Origin of the sequence: Novosphingobium colocasiae, from assembly GCF_014652555.1 — a bacterium.
In the GTDB taxonomy this organism is placed as follows: domain Bacteria; phylum Pseudomonadota; class Alphaproteobacteria; order Sphingomonadales; family Sphingomonadaceae; genus Novosphingobium; species Novosphingobium colocasiae.
In genome coordinates this window covers 119,017-142,408 of the sequence record NZ_BMZA01000006.1, presented here as the reverse complement: position 1 = coordinate 142,408, position 23,392 = coordinate 119,017, and the positions used below count along the sequence as shown (strand labels likewise).

Annotated in this window: 23 protein-coding genes, 1 tRNA gene and 3 pseudogenes; 13 read left to right on the top strand and 14 right to left on the bottom strand. The window is 66.1% G+C overall.

Annotated elements, in window-relative coordinates:
* The first annotated feature begins 3 nt into the window (after window positions 1-3).
* From catC to IE122_RS18380, 9 genes are all read left to right on the top strand, one after another.
* Window positions 4-294 carry a muconolactone Delta-isomerase gene (gene catC, locus IE122_RS10460; RefSeq protein WP_189621109.1) on the top strand — a complete coding sequence of 97 codons (291 nt, stop codon included), beginning with the start codon at window positions 4-6 and terminating at the stop codon, window positions 292-294.
* Between the two features lie 32 nt (window positions 295-326).
* Window positions 327-1,223, top strand: coding sequence for a dioxygenase family protein (locus tag IE122_RS10455; RefSeq protein ID WP_189621108.1), 897 nt, complete (start codon window positions 327-329; stop codon window positions 1,221-1,223).
* Between the two features lie 17 nt (window positions 1,224-1,240).
* Window positions 1,241-1,948, top strand: coding sequence for a CoA transferase subunit A (locus tag IE122_RS10450; protein WP_189621107.1), 708 nt, complete (start codon window positions 1,241-1,243; stop codon window positions 1,946-1,948).
* Window positions 1,948-2,607, top strand: coding sequence for a 3-oxoacid CoA-transferase subunit B (locus tag IE122_RS10445; protein ID WP_189621106.1), 660 nt, complete (start codon window positions 1,948-1,950; stop codon window positions 2,605-2,607). Before IE122_RS10450 ends, IE122_RS10445 begins: the two co-directional genes overlap by 1 nt.
* The gene (locus IE122_RS10440) at window positions 2,607-3,377 is read left to right on the top strand and encodes an alpha/beta fold hydrolase (protein WP_189621105.1); all 771 of its coding nucleotides are present in this window, start codon (window positions 2,607-2,609) and stop codon (window positions 3,375-3,377) included. Before IE122_RS10445 ends, IE122_RS10440 begins: the two co-directional genes overlap by 1 nt.
* Before the next feature lie 5 nt (window positions 3,378-3,382).
* The gene (pcaF, locus tag IE122_RS10435) at window positions 3,383-4,585 is read left to right on the top strand and encodes a 3-oxoadipyl-CoA thiolase (RefSeq protein ID WP_189621104.1); all 1,203 of its coding nucleotides are present in this window, start codon (window positions 3,383-3,385) and stop codon (window positions 4,583-4,585) included.
* Between the two features lie 165 nt (window positions 4,586-4,750).
* On the top strand, window positions 4,751-5,926 hold the full coding sequence (locus tag IE122_RS10430; protein ID WP_189621103.1) for an MFS transporter: 1,176 nt from the start codon (window positions 4,751-4,753) through the stop codon (window positions 5,924-5,926).
* Between the two features lie 305 nt (window positions 5,927-6,231).
* On the top strand, window positions 6,232-6,771 hold the full coding sequence (locus tag IE122_RS10425; protein ID WP_229814003.1) for a hypothetical protein: 540 nt from the start codon (window positions 6,232-6,234) through the stop codon (window positions 6,769-6,771).
* Window positions 6,710-6,958, top strand: coding sequence for a hypothetical protein (locus IE122_RS18380; RefSeq protein ID WP_505831884.1), 249 nt, complete (start codon window positions 6,710-6,712; stop codon window positions 6,956-6,958). Before IE122_RS10425 ends, IE122_RS18380 begins: the two co-directional genes overlap by 62 nt.
* Window positions 6,959-6,975: 17 nt before the next feature.
* Here IE122_RS18380 and IE122_RS10420 read toward each other — a convergent pair.
* The 5 genes and pseudogenes from IE122_RS10420 to IE122_RS10405 all read right to left on the bottom strand — a co-directional run.
* A pseudogene (locus tag IE122_RS10420) lies at window positions 6,976-7,806 on the bottom strand (DUF2493 domain-containing protein); the annotation flags it as partial.
* Window positions 7,807-7,926: 120 nt separating this feature from the next.
* Window positions 7,927-8,433: pseudogene (locus IE122_RS18625) on the bottom strand (DUF7146 domain-containing protein); the annotation flags it as partial.
* A gap of 227 nt (window positions 8,434-8,660) precedes the next feature.
* Window positions 8,661-10,772: pseudogene (locus IE122_RS18560) on the bottom strand (ParB/RepB/Spo0J family partition protein).
* Window positions 10,773-10,944: 172 nt separating this feature from the next.
* A complete protein-coding gene (locus IE122_RS10410; RefSeq protein ID WP_189621102.1) occupies window positions 10,945-12,141 on the bottom strand; it encodes a DUF932 domain-containing protein in 1,197 nt (398 codons plus the stop codon).
* Window positions 12,142-12,499: 358 nt separating this feature from the next.
* Window positions 12,500-12,574 (bottom strand) — tRNA-Gly (locus IE122_RS10405).
* Between the two features lie 230 nt (window positions 12,575-12,804).
* On the opposite strand from IE122_RS10405, the gene IE122_RS10400 reads away from it, so the two are divergent.
* Complete coding sequence (locus IE122_RS10400) at window positions 12,805-13,701, top strand: tetratricopeptide repeat protein (protein ID WP_189621134.1); 897 nt, start codon at window positions 12,805-12,807, stop codon at window positions 13,699-13,701.
* 5 nt (window positions 13,702-13,706) lie between these two features.
* Window positions 13,707-14,321 (top strand): LON peptidase substrate-binding domain-containing protein, encoded by a 615-nt coding sequence (locus IE122_RS10395; protein ID WP_229813995.1) that lies wholly within the window; start codon window positions 13,707-13,709, stop codon window positions 14,319-14,321.
* A 138-nt stretch (window positions 14,322-14,459) separates the two neighbouring features.
* Here IE122_RS10395 and IE122_RS10390 read toward each other — a convergent pair whose 3' ends face one another.
* The 6 genes from IE122_RS10390 to argB all read right to left on the bottom strand — a co-directional run bounded on the left by IE122_RS10390 (window position 14,460) and on the right by argB (window position 18,636).
* Window positions 14,460-15,095 (bottom strand): MarC family protein, encoded by a 636-nt coding sequence (locus IE122_RS10390; protein ID WP_189621100.1) that lies wholly within the window; start codon window positions 15,093-15,095, stop codon window positions 14,460-14,462.
* Complete coding sequence (locus tag IE122_RS10385) at window positions 15,092-15,829, bottom strand: hypothetical protein (protein WP_229813993.1); 738 nt, start codon at window positions 15,827-15,829, stop codon at window positions 15,092-15,094. The genes IE122_RS10390 and IE122_RS10385 overlap by 4 nt, the downstream gene beginning before the upstream one ends.
* Window positions 15,826-16,716: a bifunctional methylenetetrahydrofolate dehydrogenase/methenyltetrahydrofolate cyclohydrolase FolD gene (gene folD, locus IE122_RS10380; RefSeq protein ID WP_189621099.1), complete on the bottom strand. Its 891-nt coding sequence runs from the start codon at window positions 16,714-16,716 to the stop codon at window positions 15,826-15,828. The genes IE122_RS10385 and folD overlap by 4 nt, the downstream gene beginning before the upstream one ends.
* The gene (locus tag IE122_RS10375) at window positions 16,709-16,996 is read right to left on the bottom strand and encodes a YggT family protein (protein WP_189621098.1); all 288 of its coding nucleotides are present in this window, start codon (window positions 16,994-16,996) and stop codon (window positions 16,709-16,711) included. Before IE122_RS10375 ends, folD begins: the two co-directional genes overlap by 8 nt.
* 95 nt (window positions 16,997-17,091) lie before the next feature.
* Window positions 17,092-17,661: a hypothetical protein gene (locus IE122_RS10370; RefSeq protein WP_189621097.1), complete on the bottom strand. Its 570-nt coding sequence runs from the start codon at window positions 17,659-17,661 to the stop codon at window positions 17,092-17,094.
* Window positions 17,662-17,736: 75 nt separating this feature from the next.
* On the bottom strand, window positions 17,737-18,636 hold the full coding sequence (gene argB / locus IE122_RS10365; protein WP_189621096.1) for an acetylglutamate kinase: 900 nt from the start codon (window positions 18,634-18,636) through the stop codon (window positions 17,737-17,739).
* 170 nt (window positions 18,637-18,806) lie between these two features.
* Between argB and IE122_RS10360 the strand changes: the two genes are divergently transcribed.
* On the top strand, window positions 18,807-19,178 hold the full coding sequence (locus IE122_RS10360) for a hypothetical protein (protein ID WP_189621095.1): 372 nt from the start codon (window positions 18,807-18,809) through the stop codon (window positions 19,176-19,178).
* Window positions 19,179-19,190: 12 nt separating this feature from the next.
* On the opposite strand, the gene IE122_RS10355 is transcribed toward IE122_RS10360, so the two are convergent.
* Together IE122_RS10355 and IE122_RS10350 are read right to left on the bottom strand one after the other, a co-directional pair.
* Complete coding sequence (locus tag IE122_RS10355) at window positions 19,191-19,616, bottom strand: DUF1330 domain-containing protein (RefSeq protein ID WP_189621094.1); 426 nt, start codon at window positions 19,614-19,616, stop codon at window positions 19,191-19,193.
* A 59-nt stretch (window positions 19,617-19,675) separates the two neighbouring features.
* Complete coding sequence (locus tag IE122_RS10350) at window positions 19,676-20,146, bottom strand: VOC family protein (protein ID WP_189621093.1); 471 nt, start codon at window positions 20,144-20,146, stop codon at window positions 19,676-19,678.
* Window positions 20,147-20,467: 321 nt separating this feature from the next.
* On the opposite strand from IE122_RS10350, the gene IE122_RS10345 reads away from it, so the two are divergent.
* Window positions 20,468-21,097 (top strand): glutathione S-transferase family protein, encoded by a 630-nt coding sequence (locus tag IE122_RS10345; RefSeq protein WP_189621092.1) that lies wholly within the window; start codon window positions 20,468-20,470, stop codon window positions 21,095-21,097.
* A gap of 21 nt (window positions 21,098-21,118) precedes the next feature.
* Here IE122_RS10345 and IE122_RS10340 read toward each other — a convergent pair whose 3' ends face one another.
* Window positions 21,119-23,386, bottom strand: a complete 2,268-nt coding sequence (locus IE122_RS10340) for a TonB-dependent receptor (protein WP_189621091.1) — start codon at window positions 23,384-23,386, stop codon at window positions 21,119-21,121.
* Window positions 23,387-23,392: the final 6 nt, after the last annotated feature.

The following is a 23,392-nucleotide window of genomic DNA, read 5'->3' as shown; positions in this document are numbered from 1 at the left end:
GCCATGCTGTTCATGGTGGAAATGGATGTGAACATTCCGCTCGATTTCGATCGGGCCGAGGCCGCGCGGATCAAGGCTGCGGAGAAGGCCTATTTCCAGAGCCTTCAGGCGGCCGGCACCTGGCGCCATATCTGGAGAAAGGCCGGCCACTATGCGAACGTCTCGATCTTCGCTGTCGATAGCAACGCCGCGCTCCACGACACGCTGATGGGGCTTCCGCTCTACCCCTTCATGACGATGAAGGTGACGCCGCTATGCCGTCACCCCTCGTCGCTCCACGACGACGACCGCTGACAGGCGACGCACGAGAGGCAACCAGAGAGATCATGGACACCAGCTTCGTAAAGACCCCGCAAATCCAGCAATTGCTCGACAAGGCCGCAGGTCTGCAGGAAAGCGGTGGCAACCCCCGGCTGAAGGCGATCGTCCGCGATCTGACCGAGGCGCTGATGGCCCTGATCGTCCGCCACGATATCTCGGAGAGCGAGTTCTGGCTGGCGATGAAGTTCCTTGGCGAAGGCGCGGGTGAGATCGGCCTGATCGTTCCCGGCTCCGGGCTGGAGCATTTCCTCGACCTCTACATGGATGCCAAGGACGCCGAGGCGGGCCGGAGCGGCGGCACGCCACGCACGATCGAAGGCCCGCTCTATGTCGCCGACGCGCCGCTGGTCGAAGGGAACGCCGATCTCAGTTCCGACCCCGATCCCGACGCACAGGTCCTGCACATGACCGGCACCGTGACCGGCCCGGAAGGCGAACCGGTGGGCGATGCGATCGTCCACGTCTGGCATGCGAACTCGAAGGGCTGGTATTCCCATTTCGACCCAACTGGCGAACAGACGCCTTTCAACAACCGCCGCCGCATCAAGCTGGCGCCCGACGGCCGCTATGCCTTTCATTCGCGGATGCCGAGCGGCTATTCGGTGCCGCCCGGCGGCGCAACCGACCAACTAATGCAGGCACTGGGGCGCCATGGCAGCCGACCTGCCCATGTCCACTTCTTCATCGAAGCGCCGGGCTATCGCACGCTGACGACGCAGATAAACTTCGGCGACGATCCCTTCGCCGCTGACGACTTTGCGTTCGGAACCCGTGAAGGGTTGCTGCCGGTGCCCAGCCGCCAGGGAGACAGCGCGTACATTGCATTCGACTTCCAGCTACAGCGCGCCGCCACCGCGGCCGAGCAGGGCTTTTCCGCGCGCAGCCGCGCCGAAGCCGGCTGAGCGGAGGGCAATCGCGCATGTCGAAAATCTATCCTTCACCTGCCGCAGCGCTGTCCGGACTGCTGCGCGACGGGATGACGATTATGTCCGGCGGTTTCGGGCTTTCCGGTAATCCCGAAAGCCTGATCCCGGAAATCCGGGCAAGCGGTATCCGCGATCTGACCGTCATCTCCAACAACGCCGGAGCCGACGGCTTTGGCCTGTGGATGTTGCTGGAGAGCCGCCAGGTCCGCAAGATGATCAGCTCGTACGTGGGCGAGAATAAGCTGTTTGAACAGCAGTACCTCTCATGTGATCTCGAACTCGAATTGAACCCGCAAGGAACCTTGGCCGAACGCATCCGCGCCGGCGGCGCCGGCATCCCCGCGTTCTACACGCGCACGGGCGTCGGCACCGTCGTGGCGGACGGCAAGCCGGCGGAAATCTTCGAGGGTGAGGAATACGTGCGCGAAACCTGGCTTCGGGCCGATCTGTCGATCATCAAGGCTTGGCGCGCCGATTCTGCTGGCAACCTCCGGTTCCGCAAAACCGCGCGCAACTTCAACCCCAACATGGCGACCGCGGGCAAGGTGACGGTGGCGGAAGTCGAGGAGATCGTCCCCGATGGCACGTTCGATCCCGACTGCATCCACACGCCAGGCATCTATGTGGATCGGGTGGTACTCTCCACCATCAACGAGAAGCGGATCGAAAAGCGCACCGTACGCCAGAGGGAAAGCGTCTGATGGCCTGGACCCGCGACGAAATGGCCGCCCGCGCCGCGCGGGAGCTACGCGACGGCTATTACGTGAATCTTGGCATCGGCATCCCGACACTGATCGCCAACCACGTGCCCGAAGGCGTCAATGTCACGCTGCAAAGCGAGAACGGCATGCTTGCGATCGGCCCGTTCCCGTTCGACGAGGACGTAGACCCCGACCTCATCAACGCCGGCAAGCAGACGATCACTGCGCTACCCACCAGCAGTTTCTTCTCCTCGGCAGACAGTTTCGCGATGATCCGCGGCGGCCACATCGACATGGCCGTGCTCGGCGCCATGGAGGTTTCGGCGGCGGGCGACCTCGCCAACTGGACGATCCCCGGCAAGATGGTGAAGGGCATGGGCGGCGCCATGGATCTTGTCGCCGGAGTCAAGCGCGTGGTCGTGGTGATGGAGCACGTCTCAAGGAACGGCAGCGCCAAGATTCTGCCGAAATGCACACTGCCGCTCACTGGCAAAGCATGTGTCGACCTTATCGTAACCGACATGGCCGTCATCGCAATCGATCGGACGAGTGGAGGGCTTACGCTGGTGGAACTGGCGCCGGGCGTCAGCGTCGGCGAAGTGATTGCCAAGACCGCAGCGCCCTTGGCTCTTTCCGCCAGACTTGAGGCACACGCCTGATGCCGTTCCTACAGATTGACGGTGTTCGGCTTTACTGGAAGCGCGACGGGCTCGATCATGCTCCGGGGCTGGTGCTGCTCAACTCGATCGGCACCGACATGGACTTGTGGGAGCCCGTCCTTGGGAATCTGAGCAAGAGCTTCGCCATCCTGCGTCTCGATGCCCGCGGGCATGGTGCTTCAGACGCGGTGCCGGGTGACCTCACTCTGGCCCGACTGGCACAGGATGTCCTGGCGGTCGCCAATGCCGGGGGCTTGGCCCGCTTCTCGCTGGCTGGCGTATCACTTGGCGGGATGATCGGGATGGAGCTGGCGCTGCGCACGCCCGATAGGCTCGACAAGCTGGCTCTCGTCTGCACCTCGGCCACGATGGACTGCAACGCATGGGCGGATCGCGTCGCGACCGTGCGCAGCCGAGGCATGGCGGCGATAGTCGATCTGGCAATGGGCCGCTTTCTTTCCAACGATGCCGATCGCTCCATAAAGGAAACCGTGCGCCGCCAGCTTTTGAGCATGGATCCACAAGGCTATGCAGCGTGCGGTGCCGCTATCCGCGACATGGACCTTGCCGGCCGTATCGCGGCCATCGCGGCCCCTACGCTGGTCGTCACGGGCCATCTTGACACCTCGACCCCGCTTTCCGGCCATGGCGAGTATCTGCTCTCCCATATCCCGGGAGCGCGCCATGTCGCGCTCGAAGCCGCGCACCTCGCGCCGTTGGAAGCCGCTGAAGCGCTGGCGCGCACTCTCACCACCTTTCTGAAAAGCTGACGATCATGCCCGAAGCTTTCCTCTGCGACGCCATTCGCACGCCGATCGGCAAGCTGAACGGTGCGCTTTCAACCATCCGCACCGACGATCTCGCTGCGCTGCCGCTCCAGGCGTTGATGGCGCGCAATTCGGCCGCCGATTGGAGCGCGCTCGACGACCTGATTATGGGGTGCGCTAACCAGGCGGGCGAAGACAATCGCAACGTCGGGCGTATGGCCGCGCTGCTGGCAGGCATGCCCGAGACCGTTCCGGGCATCACCGTAAACCGCCTCTGCGGCTCAGGGCTGAATGCCGTGGGCATGGCGGCCCAGGCGATCCGTAGCGGCGACGCCGACTTCCTCATCGCCGGAGGCGTCGAGAACATGACTCGCGCGCCCTATGTGATGGGCAAGGCACTGAACGCGTTCGACCGGGCACAGACGATCGAGGACACCACGCTGGGCTGGCGCTTTGTGAACCCGGCGCTGAAAGCCGCCTACGGTGTCGATACGATGCCGCAAACGGGCGAAAACGTGGCTGAGCAGTGGAAGGTCTCGCGCAAGGATCAGGACAAGTTCGCGCTGGCCAGCCAGGAGAAGGCGGCAAGGGCACAAGCAAGCGGACGTTTCGCCGCCGAGATCGTTCCGGTACCAGTTCCCCAGCGCCGCGGCGAACCCGTTCTGTTCGAGCACGACGAACACCTCCGCCCCACCAGTCGCGAGGCGCTGGCCGCGCTCATGCCGGTGGTGAAGCCGAGCGGCACGGTGACTGCGGGCAACGCCTCGGGACTGAACGACGGCGCTGCCGCCATGGTGATCGCTTCGGAACACGCCGCCAGCCGGCATGGCCTGATCCCGCGTGTCCGCATTGTCGGCATGGCGGCGGCGGGGATCGCTCCGCGCATAATGGGCGTCGGCCCCGTCGAGGCGGCCCGTAAGTTGCTTGCCCGACACAGCCTGAATCCAGTCGATCTATCCGTCATCGAGCTCAACGAGGCCTTTGCCAGCCAGGCCATTGCCACCTTGCGCGATCTTGGCATCCACCCGGCAGATCCGCGCGTCAATCCCAACGTGGGTGCGATCGCTCTTGGTCATCCGCTGGGCATGTCAGGAGCAAGGATCGCGCTCTCTGCCGCCGGGGAGTTGCAGCGCACGCGTGGCCGCCATGCCCTGGTTTTCCTTTGCGTCGGTGTAGGGCAGGGGCTGGCGATGCTGCTCGAGCGAACCTAATTCCGGGGCGGCGCGGCATGCGCCGACCGTGCTCGGCGGCAGGCCCCGCGAATGAGCAGAACGACCCGTCCGGCTCCCCTGCTCAGGCCAGCGACCCCCAACATTCATCCAGGAGGCCAGAAACCGATGTCTACGAGCGCTCATTCATCTATCGGATCGCGACCGATGGTCGTCGCCTTTCCGGTGTATGCCGCCGCCTTACTGCTGGGGGCGACGCTCGTCACGGTCCCTTCCAGCAGTGCCGTCATCATCGCCAGCCTCAGGCTGGATCCGGGCCGTTACGGCAGCGTGTTCATGGCCCAGCTTGTCGGCGCGCTGGTCTGCGGCGTCGGGCTGGCGGCGCTCGGCCGCAGGGTATCGCTGCACGCGACGCTGCTGCTAGCGATCGCCTGCCTTGCCGGCGCGCAGGCGCTGCTGGCGATCAGCCAGTTCGTCGCCCCGGCCACCGGCTACCTGATGCTAATGGCGGTGATGCTGTTGGTCGGCGGGGGCATCGGCATCGGCGGCGGCCCGCTCAACGCCTACCCGGCGCTGCTCTTCCCTCGCTTCCCGGGCTCCGCGGTGACGGCGGTGCACGTTGTCGCAGGGGTCGGGATGATGATGTCCCCACTCTACCATGCGCTGACCGCAAGCCTTGGCCACTGGGTCGGCGGGCTGCTCGGCCTTGCCGCATTCGGCGGAATGATCCTGATCGCTGCTGCATCAGCCCAGCTTCCGCTGGCGGCACCGGATGATACTGCCGATCACCAAGGCACCGGCTCGCCGGCGCGCGATGTGGCGACGTGGCTGCTGGTGGCTACGGCTGTCATCTACTCAATCGCTGAAGGCATATTCACCAACTGGACGATCCTGTACCTGCGCGGCAAAGCGATGGACGGTGCCACAGCATCGCTCGCGCTGACGGCCTTCTTGGGAGGGATCACCGCAGGTCGGCTACTGGCCTCGTTCCTCGCGATTAGCGTTCGCCCGCTGGTATTTCTCTACACGCTGCCGATCCTGATCGCCTTTGCATTCCTTGCGCTGCCCGACGTGAACTCGGCAGGCGGCGCGATTCTGGCATTCGGCTTCGCCGGTCTTGCCTGTTCGGCCTATTTCCCGATGCTCATTACTCACGCCGCAAGCGCCTATCCGGCAGCAATGGGCTGGATCGCCACTCTGATGATCAGCGCACAGATGGTCGGCATCGGAATCGGCACCTTCGTCGTCGGCGGGTTGGTAGGCTTGGTGCCGTTCGAGCGACTTTACCAGACATCGATAGCCTTGCCGATCGCCACCCTCGTCCTGCTGGCGCTCGCTTCACGGGTGCGCGAGGCGAAGCGTCAAATCGCGATGCCAGCTTGACCGCAGCCATTTTCCCCCGACCGCAAGGCGTCAAATTCGCCGAATTCCGCCCAGAGCTCGTAACGGCAAGGCAATGCTGGTGTCGATGTAGGGCCGTCAACAAACCTGTTCCCAATGGCAAGTTTCGTATCACCCGGACATTCAAAACCTTACCGGGAACGACGTGAATTGGTCGGGAACTGTCACTTCCGGCAAGCACAGGCACCAGGTCCATAGCCGCCAACATTGCCGACGTTCCCGGACCCAGGCTGGCTCGTCGGATTCCGCCATTGTGCTTCCACCGCGATTTCTCCGATAAAGGGTGGATGGCTCCCCTGCACCCAATCTCCGATCCAGCAGTCGCTATGCGCCATTCGCCGATGTTGCGCGCCGTTTGCCTGACACTTGATTATGTGCTCGAGAAAGGACCGATCGGCCTGACGGCAACGGGCGCGCTGAAGCGATATTTCGTCGAATGGGCAGCAGCGGAATTCGATTGGCCTTTCTACACCACCGAAGATCTCTATGCTGTGAATAAGGTCCTCAACGAATGCGACTTCCCGCCGTTGATGATCATGCATGACCTGCTGCTGAGCGCAAAACTGGCGGGGCGCAGAAATGGTGCCCTGCATATGACACGGCTTGCGAGACAACTCAGGGCCGAACCCGCAGCATTGTGGTCACTGCTTGCCCAGCAGTTTCTCTTCGCCACCGATCACACCGGTTACACGCGGTACGGCGATCAGCCGATGGGAAACTGGGACATCTTTCTGAACGTCATCAAATGTCGAAGCCCAGCATGGCCTGAGCGAGGACCGGCTCAGTCTGGTCCTGTACGGCCCCGGCGAAGGGCAAGGCTGGCGTGACGAAATTCGGATGAAGGCGGCACTCTACATTCATGTGCTCCGCCCGCTGTGCTGGATGGGACTGCTCGAAGAGGTCCGTTCCGGGGAAGGCTTCAAGCGCGATGAGACCTACTTCAAGACCGCGCTCTGGCACGAGGCCTTCAAGTTGGAGACGGACGTCCATCTCGACCCGGTGACGCAGCACTGACAAAGGCTCCAGCGCATTCATGTGAACCGCAAGACCGGAATGCCGAGCTTTCTCGCCTTGTCGGCAAGGTTTTCCTGAATTCCCGTGCCGGGGAAGACGATGACGCCGATCGGCAGCACGTCCAGCATCTGATCGTTGCGCTTGAAGGGCGCAGCGCGGCCGTGCCTGGACCAGTCCGGCGCAAAACCGATCTGCGGCACGCCGCGATGATCCGCCCAGCGCGAGGCGATCTTTTCGGCGCCCTTGGGGGACTTGCCGTGCATCAGCACCATGTCGGGATGCCGGGCGTGGACCTGGTCGAGCTTGGTCCAGATCAGCTGATGATCGTTGAAATCAAGGCCCCCGGTGAACGCGATCTTCGGACCGGTAGGGAGCAGGACCTGCTGCTCGGCGCGCTTCCTGGCGGCGAGGAAATCGCGGCTGTCGATCATCGCCGAGGTGAGATTGCGGTGATTGACCCTGGAGCCGCTATGCGGGAGCCATGGCTTGCCGGCGTGACGCTCGTAGTGATCACCGGCCTGGTCGCGCATCAGTTCGAAGGCATCCTGACGTTCGACCAGCGTCCTGCCCTCGGCGACCAGGCGCTCGAGTTCGACCGACCGGACTTCGCTGCCATCCTGCTCGCGCTGTGATCGGCGCTGCGCCTGCTCGTTGTCATCGAGTTCGCGGCCCATGCGTTCGGCAGCGCGGTGGAAGAGATTGACGGTCGACCACAGGAGATCGTCGAGATCGGGTTCAAGCCGGGTATCGGTCAAGGTGGCAATGAACGCATCGAAGATGTCGGCGACGGCCCCGGCGAGCAAGTTGCCTTCCGGCAGCGGGCGCGGGTCGGGCTCGTCGGCAAAGGGGTGCGCCGCCGAGAGTGCGGCCACCATCGGCATGGACGGCAAGATTGAGCGGAGCGACAGCATGGTCTCGATGCCTTCACCGGCAGTCATGGCCGGGCCTGCCTCGCCGAAGCGGACGGCGTTCCCCAGAAGGTCACCCATAGCCCGGCGCGGTGTCTCGATCGGAGCCTTGCCAAGCGTCGCCTCGCTGAAGCCTGCCGGATCGAGCCATGTTCGGTGCAGACCGGTCAGCTTTCCGCTGAGGTCAGTGACGGCCGCGAGCATCGCGGGCCGCATTTCGGTGGGCGCATGCTCGTCGGGCCGATAGTAGCAGCGCGGATGGAAGCGAAGCGCACTGGTCCCCTCCAAGCTGGTGATGCCACGGCTGCGCAAGTAGCTCTCGGCGAGTGTGCCACTTATCGATTGTCCAATGGCAAAGAGTCGGCGCGCCGCGCCGGGTGATCCGGATGGTGGCTTCGGTTTTCGCCGCGAACGCACGTTCGACTGCGGCTCGGGTGGTGGGAGGCTCAAGAAACGGCAGGCTTCCTCGGCAACATCCCTGAACGCGGCAAGGCCGCAAGTCTCTCGGATCACGTCGAGCAGGTCGCCATGCTCTCCCGTTGCCGCGTCGGTCCATTTGCCCGCCATGCCCTTGGCGCTGTCGTGCAGGCGGACGAACATGGATCGCCCAGGCGTGTTGCGAACGTCGCCGACCTGCCAGTAGTTGCCCTGTCGCGTGCCGCTGGCGAGATAGTACCTGCAGACATGCTCGGCCCGGTCGACAAGGGCGCGGGCGAGATTATGGGCGTCGCGGGCCATGGGGTCTCCTCCATGAGAAAAGGCCCGGCGGGCCAGTTTTCGCGAGTTACGGCAAACTATTCGGCGGCTATCGCGTGAACTTCTACGTCGGCGGGTTCATTGTCGCCGACGGGCTCGACTTCGCCCATATCCGTTTTGCCGCCGTCCTCCGCCGATTGTGCGATCCCCGCGCTTTCATCGCCGGATTGGTCCGACGACGTCTCGCCAGCTTCAGCGTGGACCGTGCGAAGCGGCTCGGGCAGCCAGCCGGTCTCCGCCAGCAGCGCCTCGGCATGCGATGCCATGTCGCCCTTCTTGAGATGGGCGATCCGATCGGCGGCGTCCTGGCCCTTCGCTTCGGCGACCGCCTGCAGGATGCGCGCCTTGGTCACCCTGCCGAAGAAGGTATCAACGCTGGGGCGCCAGTCTGCGGCCGCCATGTCGAGATCGACGGCCCTGGCCAGACGATCGGCATGGGCGAGCGCGCGCGGCCTACGGTTCCAGGCTTCGTGGACCGCATTTATCGAAAGGCTGACGACGTGGGCGAAGAGCGCTGCCCGGCGCGTATCGTCCCAGGCGCCAAGAGAATCCCACAGATCCTCCGATTCCTTGGGAAGGGCCGCTGCCCAGCGCTCGTGCCGCTTGGAGATCGCCTCGGCGCAAGTGCTGTCGTTCAATCCCGGCGCCTGCGCCCCGAAGCTGACGCTCTTGAGATCGAGCTCGAGACAGCTGTCCGAGCCGTAGTGATAGAACACCTTGAGCGTCAGTGCGTGAAGCGCGGCGAGGAAGGCCGTCTCGGGCCGTTCGCCAAGCGCCTGGCGCAAGCCGAGCGTGCGGTGCGCGGTCAGCTCGGTCAGCAGCCGGTCCGGGATCGGCGTCAGGCCTTCGTCCTCCTCAGGCTCAATCGGCGCCTGCGCAACTTCGGCGGTGACGAAGCCGTCATCGGCGCGACTGGCCATTGCCGCAGTAGCGTCGGCGGCCCCGGCTTCGTCGCCTTCCGGTTCGATCGGCTGCTCGTCCTCGGGACGCACATAGCCGCGCTCGACACGCAAGGTGCCGGAAGGCGCAATGCTGATGAAGGCGCCTGCCCGCGCGACATCGTCCGGCTCGAACCGCATCGGTCGCGCTTCGAAGCCTTCGAGCGCCGTCTCGATTTCACCCAGGCGCTCGTCGATGTCGTCGGGGAGTTCGTCGGCCTCCGAATATTCTTCGGTCAGCCGGTCGAGTTCGGCCTAGAAGGCATCGCAGGCCTTTTCCTCCTCATCCGTCAGTGCGACGGGTTCGCCGCGAAGCTGGCGCAGCCCGTGAGTGTGCCCGTAGGGGAAGTCGGGGGCGACCTCGATCCACTTCCAGCCTTCCGCGGCGATCGCGTTCGCTTCCTCATTGAGCCGCTCGGTCACCATCATGTCGACCAGGGCAACGTCCTGGAGCCAACCGCCATCGTCACCCTGGAACAGGTCGCGCATCACGCATCCGCCGGCCTCCACATAGGCGTCGAGGCCGATGAACCGCGCCCGCTTGTCGCAGGCCCGCACGGCGCCTTCGGTCAGCATACGCCGGATGGCATAGGGCTGCTTGTCGTAGGACTGGCTCAGCCGGTCGAAGACCTGCTCCTGACGCTCGTGGTCACTCGAGACGGTGAAGGCCATGAGCTGGTCGAGGGTCAAGCCGTCCTCGGCATAGACGTCGAGCAGCCTTGGCGAGACCGAGGCGAACTTCAGGCGCTGCTTGACGACGTTAACCGAGACGAAGAAGGCAGCGGCGATTTCCTCCTCGGACTGGCCCTTCTCGCGCAGCGCAAGGAAGGCGCGGAACTGGTCAAGCGGATGCAGCGGCGCGCGCTGGATATTCTCGGCCAAGGAGTCCTCCTCGGCGATCCCGTCCTCGCGCACCACGCAGGGCACGGGCGCGACCCGGGCGAGACGCTTCTGCTTCACGAGGATTTCGAGCGCGCGGTAGCGGCGACCGCCAGCCGGGATCTCGAACATGCCGGTCTCGGCTCCGGCGTCGTCGGTGACGGGCCGGACGCTGAGGCCCTGGAGCAGGCCGCGTCGGGCGATGTCCTCGGCCAGTTCCTCGATCGAGACGCCGGCCTTGATCTTCCGGACGTTCGACTGGCTCAGCAAGAGCTTGTTGAAGGGAATGTCGCGCGAGGACGACAGGGTGATCTTCTTCGCAGCAGTAGCCATGACATATACTCCGCGACGGGCGGTCGGGAGCCTCTCTCTCTCGGCCTTCAACCCGTCACGAAGCGAAGCGCCGCCCTCTTACTCGAGGACGGCGCCGCACGAACGAAGGCAGAAGGCAGACGCACCCGCCGACGCCCGGAGACACAGTCGTTGTGCCTCCGGCTTCCGGGTTTCAGGTCACGCGGTCGAACAGCTTCTTCGCCCGCGCCTCCATGTCGAGCCGGGCATCCTGATGGGCCTTGTCCCGCGCCACCGCCGTGATGCCCTGCACGAAATCGAAGACACTCGAGGGCGGATGACCTTCCTCGGCAAGCACGGTGCCGATAATCCTTGCGGTATCGGCCTTCGAGAAGCCGCGCTTGCGCAAGAAATCCGCGCGGTCCTCATCGCTTCCGGCGACGACGCGCTCGCGCGCTGCTTTGATGCCGTTGACGAAGGGCAAGGGCGAGGAATCGGCAAAGCGGGTCAGCGCCGGAGCCGCTTCATGGGCGAACCGCGAGGCGGCATATTTGGAATGCCGGATCGTGATCTCCTCGAATTGCTCGACGCCCCACAGGTTGCGGTTCTGGCACACGGCACGCAGGTAGAAGCTGGCGATGCCCAGCGTCTTGGCGCCCACTTCCGAGTTCCAGCAATAGAAGCCCCGGAAGTAGAGATCGGGCGATCCGTCGGGCAGCTTGCCGGCCTCGATCGGATTGAGATCGTCGACGAGGAACAGGAAGACATCGCGGTCCGAGGCGTAGAGCGTCGTCGTGTGTTGGGTGACGTCGACGCACGGATTATAGATGCCGGTCGACCAGTCGAGCACGCCGGGTACTTTCCAGCGGGTATCGCCCGTGCCGTTGCCGGCGATGCGCTGTACCGCCGAGACCAGTTCGTGGTCATGGATGCGCCCATAGTCAGGGCCGGTGACGGCGCGCAGTTCGGTCCGGCCATCGTCGGTCTCGAGCGTCTTCACCTGCTCCGCACGATGCGAGGTCAGGCCATATTGCAGGTTGATCCCGGCAAGCGGCGCGGGAAGCTGGCGCAGGTAGGCCGCCGGCGCGCCGACCAGGCTGGCAAGTTGGCCGAAGCTCCAATGGGTGGGCGCAACTGGCCGGTCCGAGCCGGGCAGCATCAGGGCGAGGCGTTCGGCATCGTCGCGGCTCGCTTCCACCCTGATCGCCGCGCTCTCGACCGTCCGCGTCCGGCTGCGCTCGGCGCGGCCATGGACGGCGGCGAACAAGTCCGACAGCGAGAGATAGCGCTCATCGGCCGGGCGGGAAAACCACTCCGAGGACACCCGTCCGACGCGTTCTCCCCGGCTCACATCCACCTTGTAGCCGCCAGCGCCTTCGCGCGCGGCGTCCAGAACTTGCACCTGGGTCATGGGACATCTCCATGACGGGTGCCGGGAGCCTCTCTCCCAGACCTTAACCCGTCACGGAATTCCCTCGGACCTCTACCTCTCGCGGGATGAGACCGCACCCTTCGAAAGACGTGACGCCGGAGCGGCGCACCCCGAGGCGACCTCTAATCGCGCGCGAGCGGATCGCCGGGAAAAAGCCTCGGAATGGTTGGTGTCTCGGGCGGATGCGGTTGGAAAGGCCCGCCGATTGCACGCCGGAGATGCCCGAGAATGCGGTCCCGGCATATTACGTCCTTATTACTTTGCCCTTTTGACAGGTGCGCGTAATAAGATTTTCCGCCTCAGCGAATTTCTAAATATCTGATTTTCGGAGGAAAACTGGAGCGGGCGAAGGGATTCGAACCCTCGACCCCAACCTTGGCAAGGTTGTGCTCTACCCCTGAGCTACGCCCGCTCTGACGTCTCGAACCGCGCGGGCGAAGCCGGCGGGTCCGGGGTGGAGGCGCGCCACTAGCAGTCGATTCCGAACCCGGCAAGAGGGAAAACGACAAAATCGCGCGCTCGCCCGCAGCCCCCCGTGCAATTGTCTTTTGACCCTTCACAAACGGCCGCGCAGGACCGATTTACAGCAGGGCCAGCGATCTTTTGCGGGCGGTAATGACGGGAGCATGGACTTTGGCCAGCATGGGGCTGAACCTCGACGAGCAGAAGGCGGTGGATCGCTTCCGCAAGAATGTCGTCGAACCCTCGATGACGCAGCTCGTCATCCTCGATTTCTGGGCCGAATGGTGCGGGCCGTGCAAGGCGTTGACGCCGGTGCTGGAAAAGGTCGCCGCCGACTATGCCGACAAGGGCGTGATCCTCGCCAAGGTGAATGTCGACGAGGACCAGTTCATCGCCTCGCAGTTCCAGGTGCGCTCCATCCCCACCGTCTACGCGCTGTTCCAGGGGCAGCCCGTGGCCGACCTCACCAGCGCCCGCACCGAGAGCCAGCTTGCCGGGGTGCTCGATCAGTTGCTGGCCAAGCTGCCGGTGCAGGCCGGGCCGCCCGCCGCCGATCTCGCCCCGCTGATCGCGATGGGCGAGGAAGCGCTGGCCGGGGGCGATGGCGAGCGGGGGGCGAGCATTTTCATGCAGATCCTCGACATGGCACCGGACAACGCAGAGGCCGCCGCCGGGCTGCTGCGCGGGCTGGTCATGGCCGGACGGCTGGACGAAGCGCAAGGCGTGCTGGACCAGCTTGCGCCCGAGATGGCCGGTGACGCGCATATCGAACGCGCCCGCGCGGCGCTGGAACTCGCGCGTGCAAAACCCGCCGATGCCGAGCTGGAGAACCTGCGCAAGGCTGCTGCCGAGCGGCCGGCCGACATGGACGCGCAGTTCGCGTTCGCCAGTGCCGCTTTCGCCAGCGGCGAGCGCGATGCCGCCGCCGACACGCTGCTGGCGATGATCCGCGCCGATCGCGAATGGAACGAGGGTGCCGCCAAGGCCAAGCTGCTGCAGATCTTCGAGGTGGTCGGTCTGGAAGACCCCTGGGCGACGACGACGCGGCGCAAGCTGTCGACCATCCTGTTCGGCTGACGCGGGTGGCGCGCGTCTCGATCTTTCCGCTGTCCGGCGCGCTGCTCTATCCCGGGCTGCAACTGCCGTTGCACATCTTCGAGCCGCGCTATCGGGCGATGATCAGCGATGCCCTGGCGCGCGACCGGCGCATCGGCATGATCCAGCCGGTGCGCGCGGAGGAAGGCGCGCCGCTGTTCGCGGTGGGGTGCCTGGGCCGTATCCAGGATGTCGAGGCGCTGGACGACGGCCGCTTCAATATCGTGCTCGAAGGCGAAAAGCGCTTCCGCGTCCTGCGCGAACTGACCGTGACCACGCCGTTCCGCCAGGTCGAGGCGGAACTGCTGGAGGAGGACGAGAGCTGCGTACTGGCTCCGATCGAGCGCGCCAGCTTCGAGCGTGAGGCGCGCCGGTTTGCCGATGCGCAGGGCTATTCGATCGACTGGGATCAGGTGTCGCGGCTGGATGACGTCGCGCTGATCAACGGCGTCTCGCAGATCGCGCCGTTCGATGCGGCGGCCAAGCAGGCGCTGCTGGAAGCGGAAACGATATCGGTTCGCTGCGAGCTGCTGGTCCAGCTCATGCAGTTCTTCGGCCACCGCGTGGATGACGATGACGAGGACGGAGTGACGCTGCAGTAAGGCCGGAAGGCCTGATCTTGACCTTCGTCTCTGGCCGGATCCTGTTCGTGTCGAGCGAAGTCGAGACACCCGGCGCGAGCATGTCTCGACTTCGCTCGACACGAACGGGGCAGGGCAAAGGGTGCAGTCTTCCGCACCCTACGTGCGCAGCACCACTTTCACGCCGTCGATCACATATTGCGCCGCCAGCGCGGCCAGCAGGACGCCGAGCAGGCGGGTAATGACCGCTTCCACCTTGTCGCCCAGCACCCGCATCAGCGGGCCGGCGCTGGCGAGCGCGAGGAAGCTCAGCACCATGACGCTGGCCATGGCCGCCAGCACCGTCAGCGATTGCGTCAGACCCTGCGCGCGCGCCGACAGCAGCATCATCGTCGCGATCGATCCGGGCCCGGCCAGCATCGGCATGGCCATCGGGAACACCGAGACATCCTCTACCTCGGGCGTTTCGGTGTTGTGGGCCCGGATCTTTTCTGCGCGCTGTTCGCGGCGCTGGGTGCGCTTTTCGAACACCATGTCGATGGCGATCATGAACAGCATGATGCCGCCGGCAATGCGGAACGCGTTGAGCTCGATGTGGAGGAAATTGAGCAGATCCTCGCCGAACAACGCGAAGAACAGCAGGATCGCGGCGGCGATCAGGCAGGCCCGTGCGGCCATCGAAACCGACTGGCTGCGGCTCGCCCCGGCCGACAGCCCGGCATAGATCGGCGCGCAGCCCGGCGGATCGATGATCACGAACAGGGTGACGAAGGCCGAGGTGAACAGCTCCATCATCCGGCCGGTGCCGCCGCCACTTGGGTGCGCAGCACCTCGACCATCGCCCCGCCCTTGCGCAGGGTGACGGTGAACAGCCGCGCGCCGTTATCGGCGACAGACCATTGCCAGCCCAGCGTGCCGTCGCGCGATGTGCCGCCGCCGGTCTTGCCGGGCGGCTGCGGCGGGGCGTCGTCTTCCGCGGTTTCATCGCCGGGCGGCGGGCCGGTGCGGCTGCCGCGTGCCGGGCATTCGCCGACGCTGGCGTGGAGCATGTCGTCGGGCGCGCTCGGCGCGGCGGCACTGTCGCCTTGGTCGAGCAGCCACAGATAGCCGCCCTTGCCCCGGCCCTTGCTCTGCCGCTGCCAGACCGTGGTGAACCAGCCGGTGGTCCCGTCAGGCCGCTGCCAGGTGCCGCGGGTGACGCCCAGCGTGCCGTCGCAGCTCATCCACACGGTGTCCGGCTGCCATTGCAGCGCGGTGGCGGGGTTGGCGCGGTCCTTGAGCCAGGCACGCGCCAGCACCGGCTGCGGAGTGAACATCACCGCACCGTCGGCGGCAAATTCGCGAAAGGCGGTCCACTGGCCCTTTTCCCGCGCGGCGCGGGCGAAGGCGATCTCGGCGGCGACGAGCGCGCTCGGATTGGCGGTGCCCGCTCCGGCCCGGCCCGGCGGGCGATCGCGGGCGGCGGCGGGCGACGCGGCGAAGGCAGCCGCGCAGGCGAGCGCCAGCGCGAGCGGCCCGGCGCGCTTCACAGCGCGCTCTCGTCCAGGACAACGCCGGCATTGCGGTGCGCGGCGACGAGGGTGTTGCGCAGCAGCACCGCGATGGTCATCGGCCCGACCCCGCCCGGAACCGGGGTGATCGCTCCGGCGACGGTGCTGGCAGAGGCATAATCGACATCGCCGACCAGCCTGGTCTTGCCCGGTTCGGCCGCCGGGACCCGGTTGATGCCGACATCGATCACGGTCGCGCCGGGCTTCAGCCATGCGCCCTTGACCATTTCCGGGCGGCCGACCGCTGCCACCACGATATCGGCGCGGCTGACCACGGCGGGCAGATCGTGCGTGCGGCTGTGCGCCACGGTGACCGTGCAGCTTTCCGCCAGCAGCAGTTGCGCCATCGGCTTGCCGACGATGTTCGAGCGGCCGATGACGACCGCCTCCATGCCCGCCAGCGAGCCCAGCCGGTCACGCAGCAGCATCACGCAGCCCAGCGGCGTGCACGGCACGAAGCCGGGCATGCCCGTGGCGAGCCGGCCGACATTGACGACGTGGAAGCCGTCCACGTCCTTGTCGGGATTGATCGCGGCGATCACGGTCTGCTCGTTCAGGTGCGCGGGGAGCGGCAACTGGACGAGGATGCCATCGACGGCCGGATCGGTGTTGAGCTGCGCGATCAGCGCCAGCAGGTCGGCCTCTGTGGTGTCGGCCGGCAGCTTGTGTTCGAAGCTGGCCATGCCGCAGGCGACGGTCTGCTTGCCCTTGTTGCGCACATAGACCTGGCTGGCCGGGTCTTCGCCCACCAGCACCACCGCCAGCCCGGCGGGGCGGCCCGCCGCTGCGGTGAACGCGGTGGACGCCACCGCGATACGTTCACGCAGGCCTTCGGCGAAGGCCTTGCCGTCGATCACCTCAGCCATAATAGACCATCGGTTCCAGCAGCTTGACGATCACCGTCAGCCCGATCAGCAGCACCATCGGCGAAAAGTCGATCGCTCCGGTATTGGGCATGATCCGCCGGATCGGTGCCAGCAGCGGATCGAGCAGCGCGTTCAGCGCGCGCCAGATCGCCGCGACGAAATCGTTGCTCATGTTCACGACGTTGAAATTGATGAGCAGGGCCAGGACGAACTGGACGAGGATGATCGTCTGGAGGACCTGGATAAGATAGATGAGGGCGTTGAACAGACCGCCGAGCATGAAGGACGTGCCCTTTCACTGGGAATAGGCACCGGCTGATAGCCGAGGCGGCCGGGTCGGGGCAAGAGCGCGAGGCGATTGCCCGCGATTACGACCTAAAGCAGCGTTGACGTCCGCTCGATCCGCCAGTTGAGCTGTTCCTCGCTCGCCCCGGGCACGTCGTTGACGCGGCGCAGGACGATCGTGCCGCGCTTCGACGCGCGACCGTCAGCGAAATCGACCACCAGCGGCGCTTCGTAATAGAGCGAGCCCGCCGCGCCTTCGACATCGCCCTTGCCCACTGCCAGCTTGGGCCCGGCGGCACCGCCGAATTCGGCTTCCAGCTTGGCCGGGGTCATCTGGGCATCGAGGCTCCACGCGCGGGCGGCACTGGCCCAGTCACCGATGCGGATGGCGTTGGTGTAGTAGCGCAGCAGGCGTTCGGGGTCGGCGCGTTCGCGCAGCGCGCCGCTATCGAGCCCGGTGGCGATGGCGCTGCTGCCGGTCCCGCTCGGATCGCCCGAGGGCAGCGCGGAGGGCGCATCGGTTTCCAGCAGGCCGACCGCATCGCCGCTGGGTGCGGCCGCAGGATCGCCGCCGCCGCATCCGGTCAGCAGCAGCGCTGCGGCGGCAACTGTAGCCGACAGGGCAATGCGCCGTGGCGGACGTGCAGTGTCGATGCGCATGGGTTTCAGGATGCCTTTCAGTCTCGCCTGCTCCGTACCGTCCCCTTGCGGGCAATCGCCCCCGGGAACAAGGATTTATCCCGCACGGATCAGGGTACCGGCCCCTTCCTGCGTGAAGATTTCCAGCAACATGGCATGCGATACGCGCCCGTCAAGCACGACGGCCGCCTCGCACCCGGCATCGACCGCGTGGATGCAGGTTTCGAGCTTGGGGATCATCCCGCCCGAGATCGTCCCGTCCTGCCGCAGCGCGGCGATATCGGCGGGCCTGAGGTCGGTCAGCAGCTCGCCCTGCTTGTCGAGCACGCCGCGCACGTCGGTCAGCAGGAACAGCCGCGCCGCGCCCAGCGCGGCGGCGATCGCCCCGGCCATCGTATCGGCGTTGACGTTGTAGGTCTCGCCATCGGCTCCGGGTGCGATCGGGGCGATCACCGGGATCATCCCGGCGGCAGAGATCGTCTCGATCACCGTGGTGTCGATCCGGTGCGGTTCGCCGACGAAGCCGAGATCGACGACCTTCTCGATGTTGCTGTCCGGGTCCTTGCTGGTGCGTTCGACCTTGCGGGCGATGGCGAGGCCGCCGTCCTTGCCCGAAATGCCCATCGCCTTGCCGCCGGCTTTGGCGATCCAGCCGACGATTTCCTTGTTGATCGCGCCGCACAGCACCATCTCGGCCACTTCGGCTGTGGCCTTGTCGGTCACCCGCAGGCCGTCGATGAACCGGCTTTCCACGCCCACCTTCTTGAGCATCGCGCCGATCTGCGGGCCGCCGCCGTGGACGACCACCGGATTGATGCCCACGGCCTTGAGCAGCACGATATCCTGCGCGAAATCGTGCGCCAGGTCGGGATCGCCCATCGCATGGCCGCCGTATTTGACCACGAAAGTGCGGCCGGCATAGCGCTGGAGATAGGGCAGGGCGTCGACAAGCGTTTCGGCCTTGGCGAGCAGGTGCGGATCGTGCGGGTTGACCATGGCTGGTGCTTTAGACGTCTGGCGCGCAATTTGAAGCCGATTCGGCAGCCCCGGCCATCGCGACCCGCTCCAAGCGCCTGCGGTGGCGAGAGTTTCTATCGCTGGTGCGGCGGCTTGACGACATGATAGACTGCGCGGCGATCGATCCCGCCCGTCAGGAGGTGCCGCCCATGCCCGCTTTTTCGCTTGCCCCGGCCGATGCCAATCCCTTCCAGGTCAGCCTCGCGCCGGACAAGCTGTGGCAGGCGATCAACCCGTGGACGTGGAATATCGATCACAACCAGCTCGGTCTCATCAACATCTCGCTGGGCGAAACCAGCTACCCCGAGACCGAGCGCCGGATCCTCGACGAGGTCGGTAGCTACGGCAAGCAACTGGGCCATATCGCCGATGCGCTCGAAGTGCTGATCCGCCACTTCGATACCGCCAAGCTGACGCCGAAGGAATCCGACGCGCTCGATGTCCTCAAAGGCGATCTCGCGCAGATTCGCGGCATCAAGGCGCGCGACATCCCTGGAGCCGCCGCCGCGATGGCAGCGTGAAGGGCGGCTGCGTCAGTCGCCGCCGGCCAGCTCGTTCCTGACGATCACCAGCAGCCGCGAATCGCGCAGCGCGGCGGTCCGGTGGATCGCGTTTTCCTGATAGGCCGGGTCAGCACCGAGCCCCAGGAGCATCCCGATATCAGGATATTCCAGCATCAGGATATCGTCCCAGTGCTCGCCCGGCGGGCAGATCGGGTGGCTGACGGCCGATCCGCTCAGCAACAGCCTGCCCCCCAGCGCCAGCGCGATCGGCACGGTAACACTGGCGTAGCGATCATAATACGCGGTCCGGCCGCTGCACGGCGCGTGGCCGCTCCCTTCTGGATAGAGCGCGGTGTCCCGGAACCGCAGCAGATTGAGCGATACGATCGGTACGCCCGGCGCGACGCACGCGCTCAGGTCACTCCAGGCGTCGTCAGTGATGGCGATGGTCTGCACCGGCGGGTTCCTTTTCGGTATTGCGAGCGAACGGTCGGTCAGCCTTGGCCACGCCGCGCTCAGGAGGGCGGGGCGATCCGGTTCCACGCAATCAGTTCGACGATGTTATCGTCCGGATCGCGGGCATAGACGAAGTCCGCCCGGCCCACTCCGGGGACCTCGCCGGAATCGACGATTTCGCCGAGCACCCGGCCACCTGCGGCAAGGATGCGATCGAGCGTTTCCTGCGCATCATCTACCTCGAAGCACAAGTGCATCAGCCCGGGGCGGGTGACCTGCGCCGGCGCGGCAGCTTCGGCCCCGGCGACGCGGAAGATCTCCAGCCGGGGGGCGGTCTGCCCGAAGCCGGGCAGGCGCAGCATCACCCCGGTGATCGTCGCCCCGGCAAGGCCGGTGCCCCGCTCTATCCAGTCGCCAGACAGATGGCGCTCCGGCCCTTCGCGTTCGCAACCGAAGACATCAATGTAGAACCGGGCCAGGCGATCGGGATCGTGGGACACAATGTTGGTATGGTGAAATACGGCGGGCATCGTTCTCTCCGGTAAGCGCACGGCCGTCTCTTGCGGCTTCGTGCAAAAAGCGGGTCAGATAACGGCAACGCTTTCCCATCCGGGCGCGGTCTCGTGCGCTCCGCGTATCATGGTGCGCTGTTCGTGCGTCAGATCGGCGCGGCGCTTGTAGAAACCAAGGTTGATGATCATCGGGCATCCTCCATGCTGCGCAGCAAGTCTAGGGCCCGGACCCTAGCTCCTTCGCTCGCTCCACGCGTCATTAGAAAAAGCTATGACCCGCCAGCCGATCCAGGCCGATATGGTGCTCAATGAAACGCAATTCCGGCCAAAGGAAACGACATGCTGACCGTTCACCACTTGGGTTTATCGCAATCGGAACGGATCGTCTGGCTCTGCGAAGAGCTGGGGATCGACTATGATCTCAAGCTCTATCAACGCCGGGCGGACGATGGCTTCGCCCCCCAGGAATACAAGGCGCTGCACCCGATGGGCATTGCCCCGGTGGTGACCGACGGCGATCTGGTGCTGGGCGAAAGCGCCGCCATCTGCGAATATATCGCTGTCAAACATGGCGATGGCCGGCTCATTCCTTCGCCCGACAGCCCCGATTACGCCGGGCACCTGTTCTGGTTCCACTTTTCCAACGGCACTTTCATGGCCAACAGCATGATGGAAGTGGCCTGCCTGCGCGCCGGGGCGGAACCGGCGGCCTTCGCCATGGATCGTAAAGCCAAGGCTTGGCGACTCGCCGATGAACGGCTGGCCACGTCACCCTTTTTCGGCGGCACCGAACTGACCCTGGCCGATATCATGATGGGCTTCGCGCTGACGACGATGCGCGTGCTGGCAGACTTCCCGCTGGATGGCTATCCCAACATCCTCGCCTATCTCGGCCGGATCGGGGACCGCCCGGCATACCAGCGGGCAATGGCCAGGGCAGAGCCGGGACTTGCGCCCAAGCTGACTTGACGGCGGGCCGCTCGCCCCGGCTCAGAACGTCGCCAGCAGCGATACCGTCAGCCGCCGGGGCGCACCGGGAGCATAGGCGCGCGGGTCGGATGCCTCGGGCGCTTCCGCCAGCTCGATATCATTGATCTCGGCGAACGCCCCGGCGGTGGCGTAGCGCCGGTCCAGCAGGTTGCGCAGTTCGGCGACCAGCGAGATCGCGGGCGTCAGCGCGGCGCGCCCGGTCAGGTCGAACACCGCATAGGTCGGGGTCTTGCGATTGTCGTTGCCTTCATCGCCCACAAGATACTGGCCCGCACGCGCCCGCATCCGCAGCGCCAGGTCCCAGCCCGCACCGCTGCGCCCCAGTTCCGCATCCAGCGCATGTCTCGGCACGCCGGGCAGAGCGTCCCCGCGCCGCACCGCGATCAGCCCGTCTTCGTCCGCCGCCGGGTTGGCCGGGCTGGACAGGGCAAAGGCCTTGCGAAACCGCGCCATCGTCAGCGCATAGCTTCCCGCAAGGTGCCAGCCGCTGTCCGGCCGCTGCCACCGCGCCGACAGCTCAAGCCCCTCGCGCCGGGTTGCGCCGAGGTTGGCGAAATAGCCGCGCCCGCGCACTTGCGACGCGATCATGCGGATATCGTTGCGGGTATCAGCGCGCCACAGCCCCGCGCGCCAGTTCAGCCCGCCGGCTTCCCCCGCCACCCCGGCGTGCCAGTTGCGCGCCGTCACCGGCTTGAGCGGGGGATCGGCAACGAAGAAATTGGCGAGCGTGCAGGGCGCATCGGGATCGGCGCAGGACAGTTCCGCCGGGGTCGGGTTGCGGCTGGTGCGCGCGACCCCGGCGCTGAAGCGCAGTCCGTCCCCCAGCGCATAGTCCAGTTCGATCGACGGGTTGATCCGGCTGAACCGGTGCGCGCCGTTCAGCGCCGTGCCGATCCGGTCGGTCAGCACCACCCGGTTGCGGGCCCAGCGCAAGCCCAGATCGACGCCCAACCGCGACGTCAGCGGCAGTTCGGCGCTGGCGAACAACGCCAGGTCGGTCAGGGCGGAGCGCACGTCTACGGGGGCCACCGTGCCGTCCGCGCTTGACAGCACCAGCCCGAGGCCGGTGACCGCGCGATCCTCGTCCAGCTCGCCCAGTTCGCTCGTCGCCCCGAACCGGGTGCGCGCCCGTTCCCAGCTTGCCCCCAGCGCCAGCCGCCGGGTGCCGTGGCCGGTCTCGCGCACATCAAGCCATTGCAGGGTCGCCCCGCCGGCGCGGGTCCGCTCGCGCCCGCGATTGAACGCGGCGTAATCGTCAACCCCGGCCACCGCCGCGACCGGCACGCCGCCCGCGCTCAGCGGATCGGTGAAGCCATCGTCATCGCTTCCCAGGCACAGATGGCCGGCATCGTCGTCACAGGGGCCGAAGTCGGCAAGATCGCCGTTGGCGCTGCGGCGAGACAACACCTGACCGTGGACGCGCAGTTCGATGCGGCCGGTGGTGCCGACCGCGATCCACGGTGCCGCCACCAGTCGGGCGAACCGGGTGCGCGTCCGGTCCGGCCGGGTGAACACGGCTTTCCAGTCTGCCGCCAGCAGCTCCACCGGGGCAACGCCGTTGCCGGTCAGATTGGTCGCGGCGGCCAGGCCGGACAGCTCGATGCCCCAGCCATCCCCGGCGTGGCGGCCCTTCGCCAGCACCCGCGCCAGCCGCGACGGGCTGGCCCGCCGCCACCCGCGATCGCGCCGCGCCTCCGCTACCACCAGCAGATCGTCATCCCCGTGCGCCGTGCCCAGCGAGACCGAACCGCCGGCGCTGCCCACGCTGTCGCCGTCCACCTGCACCCGCAGGCCGGGGCGCGAGGTGCCGTCAGCGGTTTCCAGCGCCAGCGAACCCGCCAGCGCATTGCGGCCCAGCACCGGGTTCGCCTCGTTCAGCCGTACCGTCGCCAGCGCCGCTTCCGGGATCGCATCGAACAGGACAGTATCGCCGAACGGCTGGTTGAAGCGCACCCCATCAAGGTAGACCGCCAGACCCTGCTCCGCGCCCTGCAACGGCGAGGCCGAGAACCCGCGCCAGCCGATCGCCGCCTGCCAGGCATTGCCGGTCGCTTCCGACAAGGTAAGCCCCGGCACCTGGCGCTCCAGCGCCCGGCCCAGATCGGGCTTGCCGGCCGCAGCCAGCGCCGTTTCGCCGATCGTCCTGGCTTCATCGCCATCGATATCGCCGCCCGGCGCGGTGACGATGATCGTCGCGCCTTCATCCGCCAGCGCCGGCACCGCCAACGCCGCGGCCAGCAGCACTGCAATGCGTGCCGTGTCTGACATATCCCG